We start from the raw sequence: 15,189 nt of genomic DNA, 5'->3' as shown, positions 1-15,189 counted from the left end.
GCGTGGGCAGCGCCGCCCCGGCAATACCGTTTTCTACTTTTCAGCGGCCGGTTGACCGGCCGCCGCGGCATCGCGCGGCGCCACTTCCGCCATGATGCGCTCGCCGTGGTCGCGCTGCGCGACCTTCAGGTCATAGTCCAGCTGCAGGTTCAGCCACGACTGCGCATCGCCGCCAAAATAGCGCGCCAGGCGCAGGGCGGTGTCCGGCGTGATGCCACGTTGCTCGCGGACGATGTCGTTGATGCGCGCCGCGGTCACGCGCAGCGCGAGGGCCAGGGCGTTGGCGCTCATGTTGAGCGGTACCAGGAAATCCTCGCGCAGGATTTCGCCCGGGTGGATGGGACGCATGCCGTCCTTGAAGCGAACCATGTCTGTCTTCCTCAGTGGTAGTCGATGATCTCAACGACCGCGGGGCCGTCGTGGGTCCAGATGAAGCAGATTCGCCATTGCTCGTTGATGCGGATGCTGTAGCGGCCTTTGCGGTCGCCGGTCAGCAACTGCAGGCGATTGCCCGGCGGGGAGCGCAGGAACTCCAGCGTCGACGCTCTCTGCAGCAGCCGCAGCTTGCGTTCGGCCACGGCGCGGATATTGCCGAAGCGCGGTACACAGCGGCCCGCGAACAGTTCAGCGGTGTCGGAACATCTGAATGACTGAATCATATCGTATATCGGTAATCGATAAATAGCAATGCGGCGAAAGTCAGGCTTTGGCCTGGCGCGAACGGTCATGAAAGCCGCTCGCCTCTCGCACCGCACCGTCACTTGTCTGATTCCGTGCGACGTGATCGATACCAATTCTTTTCCAACCTGATAGACTGTATGGATGTACAGTGGTCGGACCGTCCCCGGTCTCCTCCTTAACGTCCTGATTCGAAAAGAGAAATCGTGTCGAGCAAGCAGCTAATCCGCATTCGCGGCGCCCGCCAGCACAACCTCAAGAATGTCGATCTCGACCTGCGCCCCGGCGAGATGACCGTGGTGACCGGGCCGTCCGGCTCGGGCAAGTCCAGCCTGGTGTTCGACACGCTCTATGCCGAAGGCCAGCGCCGCTACGTCGAGACCTTCAGCGCCTACGCCCGCCAGTTCCTGGACCGGATGGACCGGCCCCAGGTGGAGCGCGTGGACGGGGTGCCGCCCGCCATCGCCATCGACCAGACCAACCCGGTGCGCAGCTCGCGTTCGACGGTGGGCACGATGACGGAGCTGAATGACCACCTGAAGCTGCTCTATGCGCGCGCGGCGGAGCTGTTCGACAAGCAGACCGCGCTGCCGGTGCGCCATGACTCGCCCGAAACCATCTACGCCGAGCTGCTGGCGCGCACGGCCGAGGGCCAGCCGCATCACGACGCGCGCCTCGTGGTGACCTTCCCGGTCGAACTGCCCGAGTCCGCCACCGACGAAGAGGTCCAGCAGTGGCTGTCGGTCAGCGGCTATACGCGCGTGCAGGCGCAGCGCGTGGTGCAGTCGCCCACCGGCGCACGCAAGCTGCTCGATGTGGTGGCGGACCGCTTCCGCATCGGCAATGCGGAGAAGGTGCGCGTGGTGGAGGCGATCGAAGCTTCGCTCAAGCGCGGCGGCGGCCGCGTCAACATCTATGTGCTGGCTGACAGCGACGAGGGCCCCGTATGGCGCTTTTCCACCGGCCTGCACGGCCCCGACAGCGACCTGCGCTATGCGGACCCGCAGCCGGCGCTGTTCTCGTTCAACTCCGCCTACGGCGCGTGCGAGACCTGCCGCGGCTTCGGCCGCGTGATCGGCGTCGATCTTGGCCTGGTGATCCCCGACGCGCGCAAGACGCTGCGCGGGGGCGCGATCAAGCCGATGCAGACCCCGGCCTGGAAGGAGTGCCAGGACGACCTGATGCGCTACGCGGGCAAGGCCGGCATTCCGCGCGACACCCCCTGGGCGGAGATGACCGAGGCCGAGCGCCACTGGGTCATCCATGGCTCGCCGGACTGGACCGGCCAGTGGAACAAGCACTGGTACGGCGTGATGCGGTTCTTCAACTACCTGGAGTCGAAGGCGTACAAGATGCACATCCGCGTGCTGCTGTCGAAGTACCGCAGCTACACGCCGTGCGAAACCTGCGGCGGCGCACGCCTGAAGACCGAGTCGCTGCTGTGGCGCCTGGGCTCGAAGGACAATGCCGACGCCGTGCTGGCGCCGCCGCGCCGCTTCCTGCCGCGCGGGGTGGACTGGGACCGCACCCGGCTGGAGGCTTTGCCCGGCCTGACCGTGCATGACCTGATGCTGTTGCCGATCGAGCGCATCCGCCGTTTCTTCGACGAGCTGACCCTGCCCAGCGCGATGCTGGACGATGCCCTCAAGCTGCTGCTGGCCGAGGTGCGCACGCGCCTGAAATACCTGTGCGACGTGGGTTTGGGCTACCTGACGCTGGACCGCCAGAGCCGCACGCTGTCCGGCGGCGAGGTGCAGCGTATCAACCTGACCACGGCGCTGGGTACCTCGCTGGTCAACACCTTGTTCGTGCTGGACGAGCCCAGCATTGGCCTGCACCCGCGCGACCTGAACCGCATTGTCGAGGCCATGCACCGGCTGCGCGATGCGGGCAACACGCTGGTGGTGGTTGAGCACGATCCGTCCGTGATGCTGGCTGCCGACCGACTGATCGACATGGGCCCGGGCCCCGGCGAGCGCGGCGGCAATATCATCTTCGACGGCACGCCGGCGGACATCCGCAATGCCGGCACGCTGACCGGCGAGTACCTGGGCGGGCGCCGCCGCGTGGCCGATGCCTCGCACTGGCAGCGCCGACCGGTGGATGCCAAGCTGCCGCGCATCGTGCTGGAAGGCGCCACCGAGCACAATCTGCAGGACGTCACGGTCGAGATCCCGCTGCAGCGGCTGGTGTGCGTGACCGGCGTGTCGGGTTCGGGCAAGTCCACGCTGCTGCAGGACGTGCTGCATCCGGCCATGGTGCGCCACTTCGGCAAGGCCACCGAGTCGCCGGGCGCGTTCCGCCAGCTGACCGGCGCGGACCTGGTCGACGATGTGGTCTTTGTCGACCAGTCGCCGATCGGCAAGACCGCGCGTTCCAACCCGGCCAGCTACGTGGGCGCGTTCGACGAGATCCGCAAGATCTTCGCCAAGGCGCCGATGGCGCTGCAGCGCAGCTACACCGCGGGCACCTTCAGCTTCAACTCGGGCGACGGGCGTTGCCCGACCTGCGGCGGCTCGGGCTTCGAGCATGTCGAGATGCAGTTCCTGAGCGATGTCTACCTGCGCTGCCCGGATTGCGACGGCACCCGCTATCGCCCCGAAGTGCTGGAAGTGAAGATCGAGCGTGCCGCCCTCGGCCAGCCGCCGCGCTTGCTGAGCATTGCCGACGTGCTGGAGCTGACCGTCAGCGAAGCGGCCGCCTGCTTTGCCGCCGACCCCGCGGTGCTGCGCGTGCTGCAGCCCATCGTCGATGTCGGCCTGGAATACATGAAGCTGGGCCAGCCGGTGCCGACGCTGTCGGGCGGCGAGGCGCAGCGCCTGAAGCTGGCCGGCTTCCTCGCCGAAGCGGTGCAGGCCACGCCGTCGCGGACCCGGCCCAGCGCCATCCCGCGCCGGCTGTTCATGTTCGACGAGCCGACCACGGGCCTGCACTTCGACGATATCGCCAAGCTGATGCGCGCCTTCGGCAAGCTGCTGGACGGCGGCCATTCGCTGATCGTGATCGAGCACAACCTGGACGTGATCCGCGCCGCGGACTGGCTGATCGACCTTGGCCCCGAGGGCGGCGACGCCGGCGGGCGCGTGGTCTGCACCGGCACCCCGGAAGACGTGAAGCGCTGCGCCGAATCGCATACCGGCCAGGCGCTGATCCACTATGACGCGGCGCTCGGCGAGGCCGGCACGCTGGCCGCCGAGCGCGCCGAGATCGAAGGCGTGCCGCTGCAGGCCGCGCTGCAGGCACGGCGCGCGCGCCGCGAGGTCGAGGGCGAGGACGTGGTGCGCATCGTCAATGCGCATGAGCACAACCTGAAGGCGCTCAACGTCGATATTCCGCACGGCAAGTTCAACGTGGTCACCGGTGTGTCCGGATCGGGCAAGTCGACGCTGGCCTTCGACATCCTGTTCCACGAAGGCCAGCGCCGCTACCTGGAGTCGCTTAATGCCTATGCGCGTTCCATCGTGCAGCCGGCGGGCCGGCCCGAGGTGGATGCGGTCTACGGCATCCCGCCGACGGTGGCGATCGAGCAGCGCCTGTCGCGCGGCGGCCGCAAGAGCACGGTGGCGACCACCTCCGAGGTCTGGCACTTCCTGCGCCTGCTGTACGTCAAGCTGGGCATCCAGCATTGCGTGCATGACGGCGCGCCGGTGACCTCGCAGAGCCCGGAGTCGATTGCCGCCCAGCTGCTGCGCGACCATCGCGGCCAGCACGTGGGGCTGCTGGCGCCGCTGGTGGTCAACCGCAAGGGGGTCTATACCGACCTGGCCAAGTGGGCCAAGGCGCGCGGCAATACTCACCTGCGTGTCGATGGCGAATTCCTGCCGGTCGACCCGTGGCCGCGGCTGGACCGCTTCCGCGAGCACACCATCGAGCTGCCGGTGGGCGACCTGGTGGTCTCGCCTGAGAACGAGGCCGAGTTGCGCGCGCTGCTGGCGCAGACGCTTGAGGCCGGCAAGGGCGTGATGCACCTGCTGGCGCCGCTGGACGGCCTGCACCACGCCATGCACAACGGCGGCACCGCGCACGTGGGCGAGGTCAAGGTGTTCTCGACCAAGCGCGCCTGCCCGGTGTGCGGCACCAGCTACCCTGAGCTGGACCCGCGCATGTTCTCGTACAACAGCAAGCACGGCTGGTGCACCACCTGCGTGGGCACCGGGCTGGCACTGACGCGCGAGCAGCGCGCGGCGTTCGACGATACCGTGCTGGTGGAAGACAACCGCGGCCGCGAGCAGAGCCTGCCGTCGGAAGAGCAGGAGCCCGAAGGCGTGGTCGACACGCCGTGCCCGGATTGCCACGGCACGCGCCTGAACCTGGTCGCGCGCGCGGTGACCTTCGACGAGAATGCAATCGTCGACGTAGCGCAGTGGACCGTGTCCGATACCCGCCGCTGGGTCGATGGCCTGCGCCTCACGGGGCGCGATGCCGAGATCGCCCGCGATGTCATCAGCGAGATCGGCAGCCGCCTGCAGTTCCTGGAGGAAGTGGGGCTGGGCTACCTGAGCCTGGACCGTGCCGCGCCCAGCCTGTCTGGCGGCGAGGCCCAGCGCATCCGCCTGGCCGCGCAGCTGGGCAGCAACCTGCAGGGCGTCTGCTACGTGCTGGACGAGCCCACCATCGGCCTGCATCCGCGCGACAACCAGATCCTGCTGGACGCGCTGCGCAAGCTCGGCGACAAGGGCAATACGCTGGTGGTGGTCGAGCATGATGAAGACACCATCCGCCGTGCCGACCACATCATCGATATCGGCCCCGGTGCGGGCAAGCGCGGCGGCACGCTGGTGGCACAGGGCGGCGTGGCCGACCTGTCGGCGGCGCCGGACTCCACCACCGGGCAGTTCCTGGCGCACCCGATCATCCATCCGCTGCAGGCCAGGCGCAAGGTGAAGCCCGGCGCCGCCGGCAAGCCCGCCGATCCGCCGGAATGGCTGACCGTGCACGGCGCGTCGCTGCATAACCTGCGCAAGGTGACGGCGCGCATTCCGCTGTCGCGGCTGGTGGCCATTACCGGCGTGTCCGGTTCGGGCAAGTCCACGCTGGCGCGCGATGTGCTGATGACCAACCTGCTCGATGCGGTGGGCCGCTCGGTGCTGTCGTCGCCGGCGACCCGGCGCGCGCGCAACGCTGCGAAGGATGAGGCCAAGGCAGCCAAGTCGAGCGCCAGGAAGCCGCTCAATGTCGAGCACAACTGGCATGGCTGCGACGCCGTCACCGGCTGGGAATCGATCGACCGCGTGCTGGAGGTGGACCAGACCCCGATCGGCAAGACGCCGCGCTCATGCCCGGCCACCTATATCGGCGTGTGGGACACCATTCGCCGGCTCTTTGCCGATACGCTGGAAGCGCGCGCACGCGGCTACACGGCGTCGCGTTTCTCGTTCAACACCGGCGACGGGCGTTGCCCGGCATGCGAAGGGCAGGGCGTGCGCACCATCGGCATGAGCTTCCTGCCGGATGTGAAGGTGCCGTGCGATGTCTGCCACGGCCAGCGCTTCAACCCCGAGACCCTGGCGGTCACCTGGCGCGGCAAGAATATCGGCGACGTGCTGACGATGGAGATCGACGAGGCGGTGGAGTTCTTCTCGGCCATGTCGAACATCGCCCATCCGCTGCAGCTGATGAAGGACGTGGGCCTGGGCTACCTGACGCTGGGCCAGCCGTCGCCAACGCTGTCCGGCGGCGAGGCGCAGCGCATCAAGCTGGTGACTGAACTGAGCAAGGTGCGCGACGACATCACGCGACGTGGCCAGAAGGCGCCGCATACGCTGTACGTGCTGGACGAGCCCACCGTGGGCCTGCATATGGCCGACGTGGCGCGCCTGATCCGCGTGCTGCATCGGCTCACGGACGGCGGGCACAGCGTGGTGGTGATCGAGCATGACCTCGACGTGATTGCCGAGGCCGACTGGATCATCGACCTTGGCCCCGAAGGCGGTGCGGGCGGGGGCGCCATTGTCGGCGCGGCCGATCCGGAGGCCTTGTCGCGCAATGCGGCCAGCCATACCGGTGCAGCGCTGGTGCCGGTGCTGGCACGGGGCAATGCCGGGGCAGGCAAGGTGAGCATCGCCTGAGGGATTGGCGCAGCGAAGGGCGTACGGGCACGCCTTTCGCTTGACCATGGCTACTGGCGCGCACATCGCGCGCAACCGGAGGTAACCATGAAGCATATCCGTCCCAGCCGAATCCTTGCGGCCGTGGCCCTGGCCGCTGCCGCAATCCCCGCCCTGGCGCAGGCGCCGGGCACGCCGCGCGGCACCTATGACCCGTATTCGCAAGGCGCGCGCAGCACCGACAAGTTCGACCCGTACACCCAGGGCGCCAACGCCCCCACCCGGACCGACCTGGCACCCGCGCCAGAGGCCCAGCCTTCGACCGTGCCGGCGCAGCCTGGCGTGCCTGGCACGACCATGCAGCGCGCCCCGGATCCATACACGGAGGGCGCACGTTGGGAAAGCCCAGACCTCGGCCGCCGCATCGGCAAGCCGAACCCGTTCCTGGATGGCGCCTGAGCATAGCGGCCAGCGCTGCCGGCCATGCGAATGCAACCGGACTTACCGCCTCTTGTAAATCCTGCCCAGGCGCGTGACCCTGGCGACACGCCTGCGGTCGCCAGCGCGCGGGCAGGGCTGCACTGCGCGGCGGACGCGGCCGGCATCGCCAGCATGACGGTGGTCAGCTACAACATCCACCGCGCCGTGGGCACGGACCGCCGCTATCGGCCTGACCGCATCGCAGCGGTGCTGGAGGAACTGGACGCCGATATCGTCGCGCTGCAGGAAGTGGAATCCGGCAGCAGCAACGACCATACCCTGGAATACCTGGCCGGCCATACCGGCATGCACGTGGTCTCTGGATTTACGCGCGTGCGCGGCAATGCCGACTATGGCAATGCGCTGCTGGCGCGCTTTGCGCCGCAGGCGGTGAACCAGATCGACCTGACGGTGAAGGGCTGCGAGCCGCGCGGTGCCATCGATGTCACGCTGGCGTGCACGGCCTCGGGCTGGGAGAGCGCGCTGCGCGTGATTGCCACCCACCTGGGCCTGCGCCCCGGTGAGCGCCGGCGCCAGGTGCAGCAGTTGCTCAACTACGTGGCCGCCGCACCGCCGTTGCCGACCATCCTGCTCGGTGACGTCAATGAATGGTTCCTGTGGGGCCGGCCATTGCGCTGGCTGCATGCGTATTTCGAGCATGCGCCGCACACCGCCACCTTCCCGTCGCGCTGGCCGGTGTTTGCCCTCGATCGCATCTGGGTGTCGCCGCGCGCGCACCTGGTGTCGGTGGCCAGCCACCGTTCGCCGCTGGCGCGCGTCGCCTCCGACCACCTGCCGCTGCTGGCTCGCTTTGAGGTGCCCGCAGCGCCGCAGTATGACGGTGGAGACCTCAGTACGACATAGCGGTGGCTTTGATGAGCGTCCCGGCCGGATCAAGACGGGGATTCCGGGCGCACCGGGGCCCCCGTTCGTCTTGCCGCACGGATACGTCCTTGCCGGGCGCTAGCTAACGCGGTGCGCGGGGTGGGCGTTCCTCGCGCTCATCGGTGTGGTCGGCCTTGTCGACCGGCACTTCGGCCGGCAGGTCTTCGGCGGCATGCATCACTTCATCGGCGATCTCTTCCTCCGGGCTTTCCTCATCCTGCGCGGTGTGGGCCTCGTTCTCGCGCTGCTCGATTTCTTCGTCGATATCGTCGGTTTCCTGTTCGAGATCGGGGTCGAGCGTGCTCGGGATATGGCCCGCGTCGGCGCGCGCGGCACCGGACGCGGTGTTCTCGCGCGAACGGCGGCCGGCGGAAGCCTGCGCGCCTTCGCGCGGCGCGGGCGCGGTGCCGCCCACACGGTCACCGTGGCGTGGGCCGATACGGTGGGTACGTACGGTCTTGCTCATCGTGCCTCCTGTTCGGTTGGCTCGGCGGATTCAGTGGTTCTCCACTGGCGCTTCGCTGTCATCGGGCCTGTCGCCGCGGCGCCTGACTGAAGGCGGCTCGGTGTTCTCATCCGGGATGTCATGCTCGCGCTCGACATCGTGGCGGCGGTCGCGCCCGGGCTTGCCCCGTTCATGTTCGGTGTCGGGGCCGCCCTTGTGCGGGTCGGGACGCTCGCTGCGGCGTCGCGTGGTGTCATGGTCGGGCTGGCGATGGGTGCTCATGGCGTCTCCACGGAGGTTGGCATGGCGCTGCCGGTCAGTCGGTGCCGGCGCGCAGCTCGTCGGATACGGCGCTCACACCGCGCACCGAACGAGCCAGTTCCATTGCCATCGTACGCTGTTTATCGTCGCGCACGGTGCCTTCCAGCTTGACCACGCCGTCAGTGGTGGATACGCGGATCCTGGCGGGGTCCAGCGTGCGCGCGTTGGCCAGGCGGGCCTGGACTTCGGCAGTGATGGCGCGGTCGCTGGCGGCTGCGGTGTCGCGCGGCGCGGCCGTGCGGCCCGTTGATGACGGCGCCGCCGGCGCATCGGTCGGGGCGGCCGCAACGGCCTGGGAGGCGGCCATCGCCAGCACCGCCAGAGGCAGCGCCAGGCGGGCGATGCGGAAGCGTGGTGTCATGACGATCCTCCTGTACTTGGCAGCGGGCAGGGCGATTCCTGCTCCGCATCTGTCTTTGACCTGCAAGCTCCGTTCCCGGCGCCGGCGCCGGCGCCGCCGGTGCGGAGCAGGGTCCTGTGCGGCTTGCGACGCTGCCGGTTCGGCGCACACGGCGTAGTTTTTACAGCCGCGGCAGAAACTGCATGTGCAGCCTGCCAGCGCCCGCGCGGCATGACCGGCGCGATGCTTGCGCCGTCGTGTGATTGCGTGCCGTCGTGTCTATAGTGGAGGAAATGCTGGCAAAAACTGGCGAGCGGCAAGTGCCGGCGAGCACAGCCCGCAACGCCGGCCCCATGCCGCGGCGGCCCCCTGTGCGCCGCGTGCCGCCGGGCCCGACAGCGCAGCCGGGGGGAGCGGCTCATCCGTTGCGAGGTAGTCATGAACCTAGCCAGCATCCTGTCCACCGTCGTCCTGGCCTCGTCCGTCTCGGTGTCTTCGGCGCCGGTGGAGCGCCAGCTGCTTGCGATGACGCCCACGGACTTCGCCCAGCGCTTCAATGCCGTGGCCCACGACACCGGCTCCGGCCTGGCCCTGCCCAGCTTCAAGGTCAAGCCGGGCTGGCACCGCGCCGCGCCCAGCTCGGGGGTGTCGGTGCTGGTGCGCGCCAGCCGCTCGGGCTACGCCATCGATGAGGTGGTGGTGGTGTGCCGCGAGGTCGAGCGCTGCTTCCTGACCATCTGCACGGCCGCGCTTGCGATTGACGACAGCGTCAACCCGCTGCTGCTGCAGCGCTTTATCGTGGCGCGCATCGCGACCGAGCTCGGTGAGGTCGGCCTGGTGATGTCGGGCCTGGCGTATATCGTTGTCACGCCCAAGGAGGACGATTACGTTGCCGTCGTGATCCGGCCCTACCTGCCGCAGGAACGCGGCGCTTCGCCCGGCCAGGCGAGGCGCGGGCCGCACGACGGCGCGCAGCCGCCGCAGCACGGCCAGGCGGCGCCGCATGGCACGCCACGCCATCACCATGGCCCGCTGACGCCGATCGTGTTGCACACGGCGGTGCAGAAGTCCTGAGGCCGCGAGCGTTCGCGCTGCCCCTGGGCCGCTTACGGCTGGCGCAGCAGCAGCGCCACCGGCAAGCCGCCCAGCACCTCGCGCAGGCGCAGCCGGCCCATGGGTGCGTCCAGCACGTGGCCGGTCAGCGCATCGGTCCAGCGGCTCGGCTGCGGCGCGCCCACGTTCAGGGCGGTGTCGCCCCAGCCCGCGGGCGGGATGCGCGGCATGGTCGGGTCGACCTGCGTGGCCACCAGCCGCGTCACCACGGTGATGGCCTGGTGCGCATCCGCGGTGCGGGCAAAGGCCAGCACCTGCGGCACCAGCGCGCCTTGCGCCGCCAGCATGCTGTATTGCCCGTCGGCAAAGAGCCGGGGATGGGCGTGGCGTACTGCCAGCACCTGGCGTATCAGCTGCTGCTTGATGCGCCCGTCGCGCCAGTGCGCCAGCCAGTGGGCCCAGCCAGCGCTGCAGCCCAGGCGCGCGCGCAGTTGCGCAAAATCGGGCGGGCGCCGGTTGTCGGGGTCTACCAGGCTCAGGTCCCAGCCTTCGCATCCCTGGTAGCGGTCGGGGATGCCTGGTGCGGTCAGCTGGACCAGCACCTGTGCCAGGCTGTTGACGGCGCCTGCCACGGCAATGTGCTGCGCAAACTGGCCGATATGCGCCAGCACACCCGATGGCCAGTCCGCCGCGATGGCGCGCAGGAAGCCCTCGCACGCGGCTTCGTAGGCTGCGTCGGGGCAGGTCCAGTTGCCGTGGCGCTTGGCTTCGCGGATGGCCTTGAGCTGCCACGCGGACACGCGCTCCAGGAAGGCCTCGACGGTGTTGCTGCCTGCAGGCTTGCCGATGTCCTCCATCGGCCACGCGCCGACCAGGGTCTGGTACAGCATCAGGCGGTCGCCGGGGTCCGGGGCCTGCGGCAGCGTCGACAGCAGCGGTGCGCAGGCGCGTTCCCATGCCGCCACGGCCTCGGCCCAGGCAGCGGGCATCTCGCTCAGCACGGCCAGGCGCATGCGTGTGTCCTCGCCGCGCTTGTGGTCGTGGGTCGCAGTGGCCAGCATGGCATGAGGACAGGCCATGCGCCGCGCCGCCATGCGCGCGTGGAACTGCGCCGGCGGCAGCGCCAGCGTGCCGGGGTCGCTGCCTACCTCGTTGCGCGACAGCAGCCGCCCGTAGCGGTAGAACGCGGTGTCTTCGCCGGCCTTGGCTGCCAGGGCGGGCATCAGTTGCTGCAGGCGGCGGCGCAGCACGCCGGTTTCGCTGTCGGGCGGGGCTGGCGTGCGCAGGCAGCCGCCGATAAAGGCCAGTGCCACGGCCTCGTCCGGGGCGAGGTCGGCGCGTGCCGCCTGCATGGCCTGGTCCAGCATGGCATGGTCGGCCTGTGCGGCAGAGGCGTCGCGTGCGCCGGGTTGCGCGTCAAAGTAGCTGCGGTAGACGGGCACCGCCGCCATCAGCGCGGCCAGCGCGCGCCGCAGCGCCGCGCGTGTCAGGTCACGCGTGCCGGGCTCCTGCTTCGCGCAGTCGTGCAGGCAGGCGGCGGCGCCTTCGTACTCGGTTACCAGGTGCCGCTCCAGCACCTGGCGCCGTGCCGCCGCGACATGGGCGGCATACGGGCGCGCATCGCCGCTGGCCGAAGTCCACAGCGCGCCCAGCGGCGCCTCGCCGTTGCCGTCGTGCAGCACGGCGGCAACCTCGTCCATGAAGTCGTAGCCCGTGGTGCCATCCACCTGCCAGTCCGGCGCCAGCCGTTCGCGCGGGCCCAGGATCTTCTCGACCACCAGCCACGGGTGCGCCAGCCGCAGCAACGGCGGGCGCGCGGCGGCGTGCCGGTCCAGTTCGGCGCGCAGCCGGCGGCAGTAGCCGGCAGGATCGGCCAGGCCGTCGACATGATCGACACGCACGCCGTCGATCCAGCCTTCGCGCAGCAGGCGGAAGACCAGCGCGTGGACGGCGTCGAATACCTGCGGGTCTTCCTCGCGCACGCCGACGAGATCGCTGATCTCGAAAAAGCGCCGCCAGTTCAGTGCCGCGGCGGCGGTGCGCCACCAGGTCAGCCGGTAGTGCTGGCGCTCCAGCAGTGCGTGCAGCCGGGTGCGGCCTTCGGCCTGCGTGGGGTCGTACCAGCCGGGCTGGGTTGCGGCGGCGGCATCCACGCTGCCCGGCGCCAGCGGCAGCGAGTGCTCGAAGTAGCGCAGGTGGGCGGCATCGTCTGCGCTTGCAGGCACCCATTGCAGCTCGCCCGCCACCAGCGTGTCCCAGTAGGACTGGCCCAGCATCGGCAGCAGCACCTTGCCATGCAGGGCGGGGTCGCGCGGGGTCCAGTCGATGTCGAAGCTGGCGGCGCAGCGGCTGGCGCGTCCGTGGGTCAGCACGTCGCGCCACCAGTGGTTGTGGGTGGGGTCGGCCGCCATGTGGTTGGGCACGATGTCCAGCACCAGGCCGAGGCCGGCGGCGCGGGCGCGCCCGGCCAGCGCTTTCAGGCCGGGCTCGCCGCCCAGCTCGTCGCGCACGCGGGTGAAGTCGGTGACATCGTAGCCATGGGTGGAGGCGGGCCGCGCGCTGCACACAGGCGACAGGTACAGGTGGCTGACGCCGAGCGCGGCGTAGTAGTCGACCACGGCAGCAGCATCGGCAAAGGTAAAGCCCGGGTGCAGCTGCAGCCGTGCGGTGGCGCGGGGCAGGTCATGGTCGCCGCCATCGCCATCGCCATGGCTGCCTGGCAGGGATTCCGGCAAGCCGGCGGGCATTATCTGGCGCGCGCCGCTGCGGGCTCGCACATGGTGGCGACGCAGGCCAGCGGCGGCAGCATGCCCGCGGACAGCTCGGCCGCGGCGCCGGGCAGGCTTTCATGCAGCGCCGCGCTCATGTCGTGGCATGGCCGCATGCATGGCACGGCTTCGCTGCCCAGGTTCAGCCACAGGCTCAGCTCCATGCCGTCCATCAGCCGCCAGCGTGCGCACAGCGCGGCCGGCCCCAGGATATCAACGCCGGCCGACTGGCAGCCGGCCAGCCGGTCCAGCAGTTCACGGCGGCGCACCGCGAGCAGCTCGTGGTAGTACGGAGTCCAGTCGCCGTCGTCTTCCAGCTCGGGGCGCGACGCCTCGAAGGTGGCCGGGTCGTTGGGATCGGGGATGGCCGCGGCGCGCGTATCGTCGCGGAATGCCGTGGAAGCCGCAAACTCGCGGCGCCGGCCGTCGCGCACGGCCTGCGCCAGTTCGGGCGGGTGGCTGGTGAAGTAGAGGAAGGGCCGCTGCGTGCCGGTTTCCTCGCCCATGAACACCAGCGGCACCTGCGGGCACAGCAGCTGCAGCGCCACCGCCGCGCGCAGCGCATTGCGGTCCGCCAGGCCGGCCAGCCGGTCGCCCAGTGCGCGGTTGCCGGTCTGGTCGTGGTTCTGCAGGAAGCAGACGAAGGCCGTGGGCGGCAGGTGCGCGCTGGGCTGGCCGCGGCGCACGCTGTCCGCGCTTGACGGCACGCCCGGCGCGGCGGCGGAGCGGTGCGCCGACAACTCGCCCTGGTAGGCAAAGCCTTCGCCCAGCACGCGCGCAAGGTGGCGCAGCGCGGGCTCGCCGCGCCCCGCGGGCGCATCCTCGCCCTCATCGGCGCAGCGGGTGTAGTCGCAGTAATAGCCGTCGCCCTCGCCGGTCAGCAGCACGTGCAGGGCATGGTGGGCGTCATCGTTCCACTGTGCGTCGTAGCCCTTGGCCAGCAGTTCGGCATCGTTGTTGTCGTTTTCCAGCACCAGGTGGAGATGGCGGCTGGCGCCGTCGCCTTCGGCCAGCATGGTGCGCAGCTCGCCGGGCAGCGCCGCCAGCCAGCCTTCGTCCTCGATCGCGTGCACGGCGTCCAGGCGCAGGCCGTCGAAGCGGAACTGCTCCAGCCAGTAGCGCGCGTTCTCGGTGAAAAAGCGCCGCACCTGCGGCCGGCGGAAATCGATGGCTGGCCCCCACGGGGTCTGCCGGTCCGCGCGGAAGAACGCGCTGGCGTAGCGGTGCAGGTAGTTGCCCTCCGGCCCGAAGTGGTTGTAGACCACGTCCAGCAGCACCATCATGCCGAGCTGGTGGGCGCGGTCCACCAGCGCGCGCAGTTCGTCCGGGGTGCCGTAGGCGGACTCCGGCGCGAACGGCAGCACGCCGTCATAGCCCCAGTTGCGCGTGCCGGGGAACTCCGCCACCGGCATCAGCTCGACCGCGGTGAAGCCCAGCGCCGCCAGCCGCGGCAGCTGCTGCGCCGCTCCGGCAAAGCCGCCGCACAGGCCCACGTGCAACTCATAGACGATGGCCTCATGCCAGGGGCGCCCGCGCCAGTCCGGACACGCCCATGCAAAGGCGCCGGCGGCGTCGGGCGCGGGCACGATGCTGGGCCCGTGCACATCGTCGGCCTGGCAGCGCGAGGCCGGGTCGGGCACAGTGGTGCCGTCGTCAAGCCGGAACCAGTAGCGTGCCCCATTGCAGCACGGAACGATGGCCTCGAACCAGCCGTTGGCGCCGGCCGCCATGCGCACCGGACCGAGCCCGGCGATCTCCAGCCGTACCGCCTGGCCTTGCTCGGCTGCGTCCGGGGCCCACAGGCGGAACCGCACGCGGCCGTCCGGCAACCAGGCCGGCCCGAACAGGTAGTCGTGCGCATTGTCGTCGTTGCCGGGCAGGCCCAGCGGCCCGGCGGCAGTGGGCGCTGCAAAGCAGTCGTGCGGGGCCAGGCTGGGCATGGCGGAGCGGGCGCCGGGGGCGAGCAGAAACGGGTTGGCGTGCAAATTCGGCTCCTGGCTTTGGGACGGCCGTGGGGAATGCCAAGGGAGAGCCGGCCGGATGGCCGGTCTTGGCACAATGCGAACTCCATGCCCGCAGGACAACGCTTGGCGAGGCCGCGGGCTGGCGGGGGCAAGCGCCAGCGCGGGCTTTGTTACATGGGCCATTGTAGAAACTACCTGCGCGATGCGG

The 15,189-nt window shown here is 69.9% G+C and carries 11 protein-coding genes; 4 read left to right on the top strand and 7 right to left on the bottom strand.

Translation table 11 applies throughout. The features are described from left to right. Window positions 1-33: 33 nt before the first annotated feature. Together C265_RS12545 and C265_RS12540 are read right to left on the bottom strand one after the other, a co-directional pair. Entirely contained in the window at window positions 34-369 is a 336-nt protein-coding gene (locus tag C265_RS12545) for a HigA family addiction module antitoxin (RefSeq protein WP_010814559.1), read from the bottom strand. 11 nt (window positions 370-380) lie between these two features. Next, window positions 381-659 carry a type II toxin-antitoxin system RelE/ParE family toxin gene (locus tag C265_RS12540; protein WP_010814558.1) on the bottom strand — a complete coding sequence of 93 codons (279 nt, stop codon included), beginning with the start codon at window positions 657-659 and terminating at the stop codon, window positions 381-383. Between the two features lie 225 nt (window positions 660-884). Here C265_RS12540 and uvrA point away from each other — a divergent pair, with 225 nt between their 5' ends. From uvrA to C265_RS12525, 3 genes are all read left to right on the top strand, one after another. Then, window positions 885-6,746, top strand: coding sequence for an excinuclease ABC subunit UvrA (gene uvrA, locus C265_RS12535; RefSeq protein WP_010814557.1), 5,862 nt, complete (start codon window positions 885-887; stop codon window positions 6,744-6,746). Between the two features lie 87 nt (window positions 6,747-6,833). Next, entirely contained in the window at window positions 6,834-7,184 is a 351-nt protein-coding gene (locus tag C265_RS12530) for a hypothetical protein (RefSeq protein ID WP_010814556.1), read from the top strand. Window positions 7,185-7,208: 24 nt separating this feature from the next. Next, entirely contained in the window at window positions 7,209-8,069 is an 861-nt protein-coding gene (locus tag C265_RS12525; protein WP_037024227.1) for an endonuclease/exonuclease/phosphatase family protein, read from the top strand. 103 nt (window positions 8,070-8,172) lie between these two features. Here C265_RS12525 and C265_RS12520 read toward each other — a convergent pair whose 3' ends face one another. Genes C265_RS12520 through C265_RS12510 form a run of 3 tightly spaced genes read right to left on the bottom strand, consistent with a single transcriptional unit; the run spans window position 8,173 to window position 9,217 of the window. Then, window positions 8,173-8,556 (bottom strand): hypothetical protein, encoded by a 384-nt coding sequence (locus C265_RS12520; RefSeq protein ID WP_010814554.1) that lies wholly within the window; start codon window positions 8,554-8,556, stop codon window positions 8,173-8,175. Window positions 8,557-8,586: 30 nt separating this feature from the next. Then, window positions 8,587-8,817, bottom strand: a complete 231-nt coding sequence (locus C265_RS12515; RefSeq protein ID WP_010814553.1) for a hypothetical protein — start codon at window positions 8,815-8,817, stop codon at window positions 8,587-8,589. 34 nt (window positions 8,818-8,851) lie between these two features. Continuing rightward, the gene (locus C265_RS12510; protein WP_010814552.1) at window positions 8,852-9,217 is read right to left on the bottom strand and encodes a BON domain-containing protein; all 366 of its coding nucleotides are present in this window, start codon (window positions 9,215-9,217) and stop codon (window positions 8,852-8,854) included. A 417-nt stretch (window positions 9,218-9,634) separates the two neighbouring features. On the opposite strand from C265_RS12510, the gene C265_RS12505 reads away from it, so the two are divergent. Beyond that, a complete protein-coding gene (locus C265_RS12505; RefSeq protein WP_010814551.1) occupies window positions 9,635-10,270 on the top strand; it encodes a hypothetical protein in 636 nt (211 codons plus the stop codon). 32 nt (window positions 10,271-10,302) lie between these two features. On the opposite strand, the gene treY is transcribed toward C265_RS12505, so the two are convergent. Together treY and treZ are read right to left on the bottom strand one after the other, a co-directional pair. Next, window positions 10,303-12,996 carry a malto-oligosyltrehalose synthase gene (gene treY, locus C265_RS12500; RefSeq protein ID WP_010814550.1) on the bottom strand — a complete coding sequence of 898 codons (2,694 nt, stop codon included), beginning with the start codon at window positions 12,994-12,996 and terminating at the stop codon, window positions 10,303-10,305. Next, window positions 12,996-15,002 (bottom strand): malto-oligosyltrehalose trehalohydrolase, encoded by a 2,007-nt coding sequence (gene treZ, locus C265_RS12495; protein WP_010814549.1) that lies wholly within the window; start codon window positions 15,000-15,002, stop codon window positions 12,996-12,998. The genes treY and treZ overlap by 1 nt, the downstream gene beginning before the upstream one ends. Between the last annotated feature and the right edge of the window lie 187 nt (window positions 15,003-15,189).

The sequence above is a fragment of the Cupriavidus sp. GA3-3 genome, assembly GCF_000389805.1.
Classification (GTDB): Bacteria; Pseudomonadota; Gammaproteobacteria; order Burkholderiales; family Burkholderiaceae; genus Cupriavidus; species Cupriavidus necator_D.
Note: the sequence above shows the minus strand (reverse complement) of the source record. Positions and strands in the feature narration are given on the sequence as shown.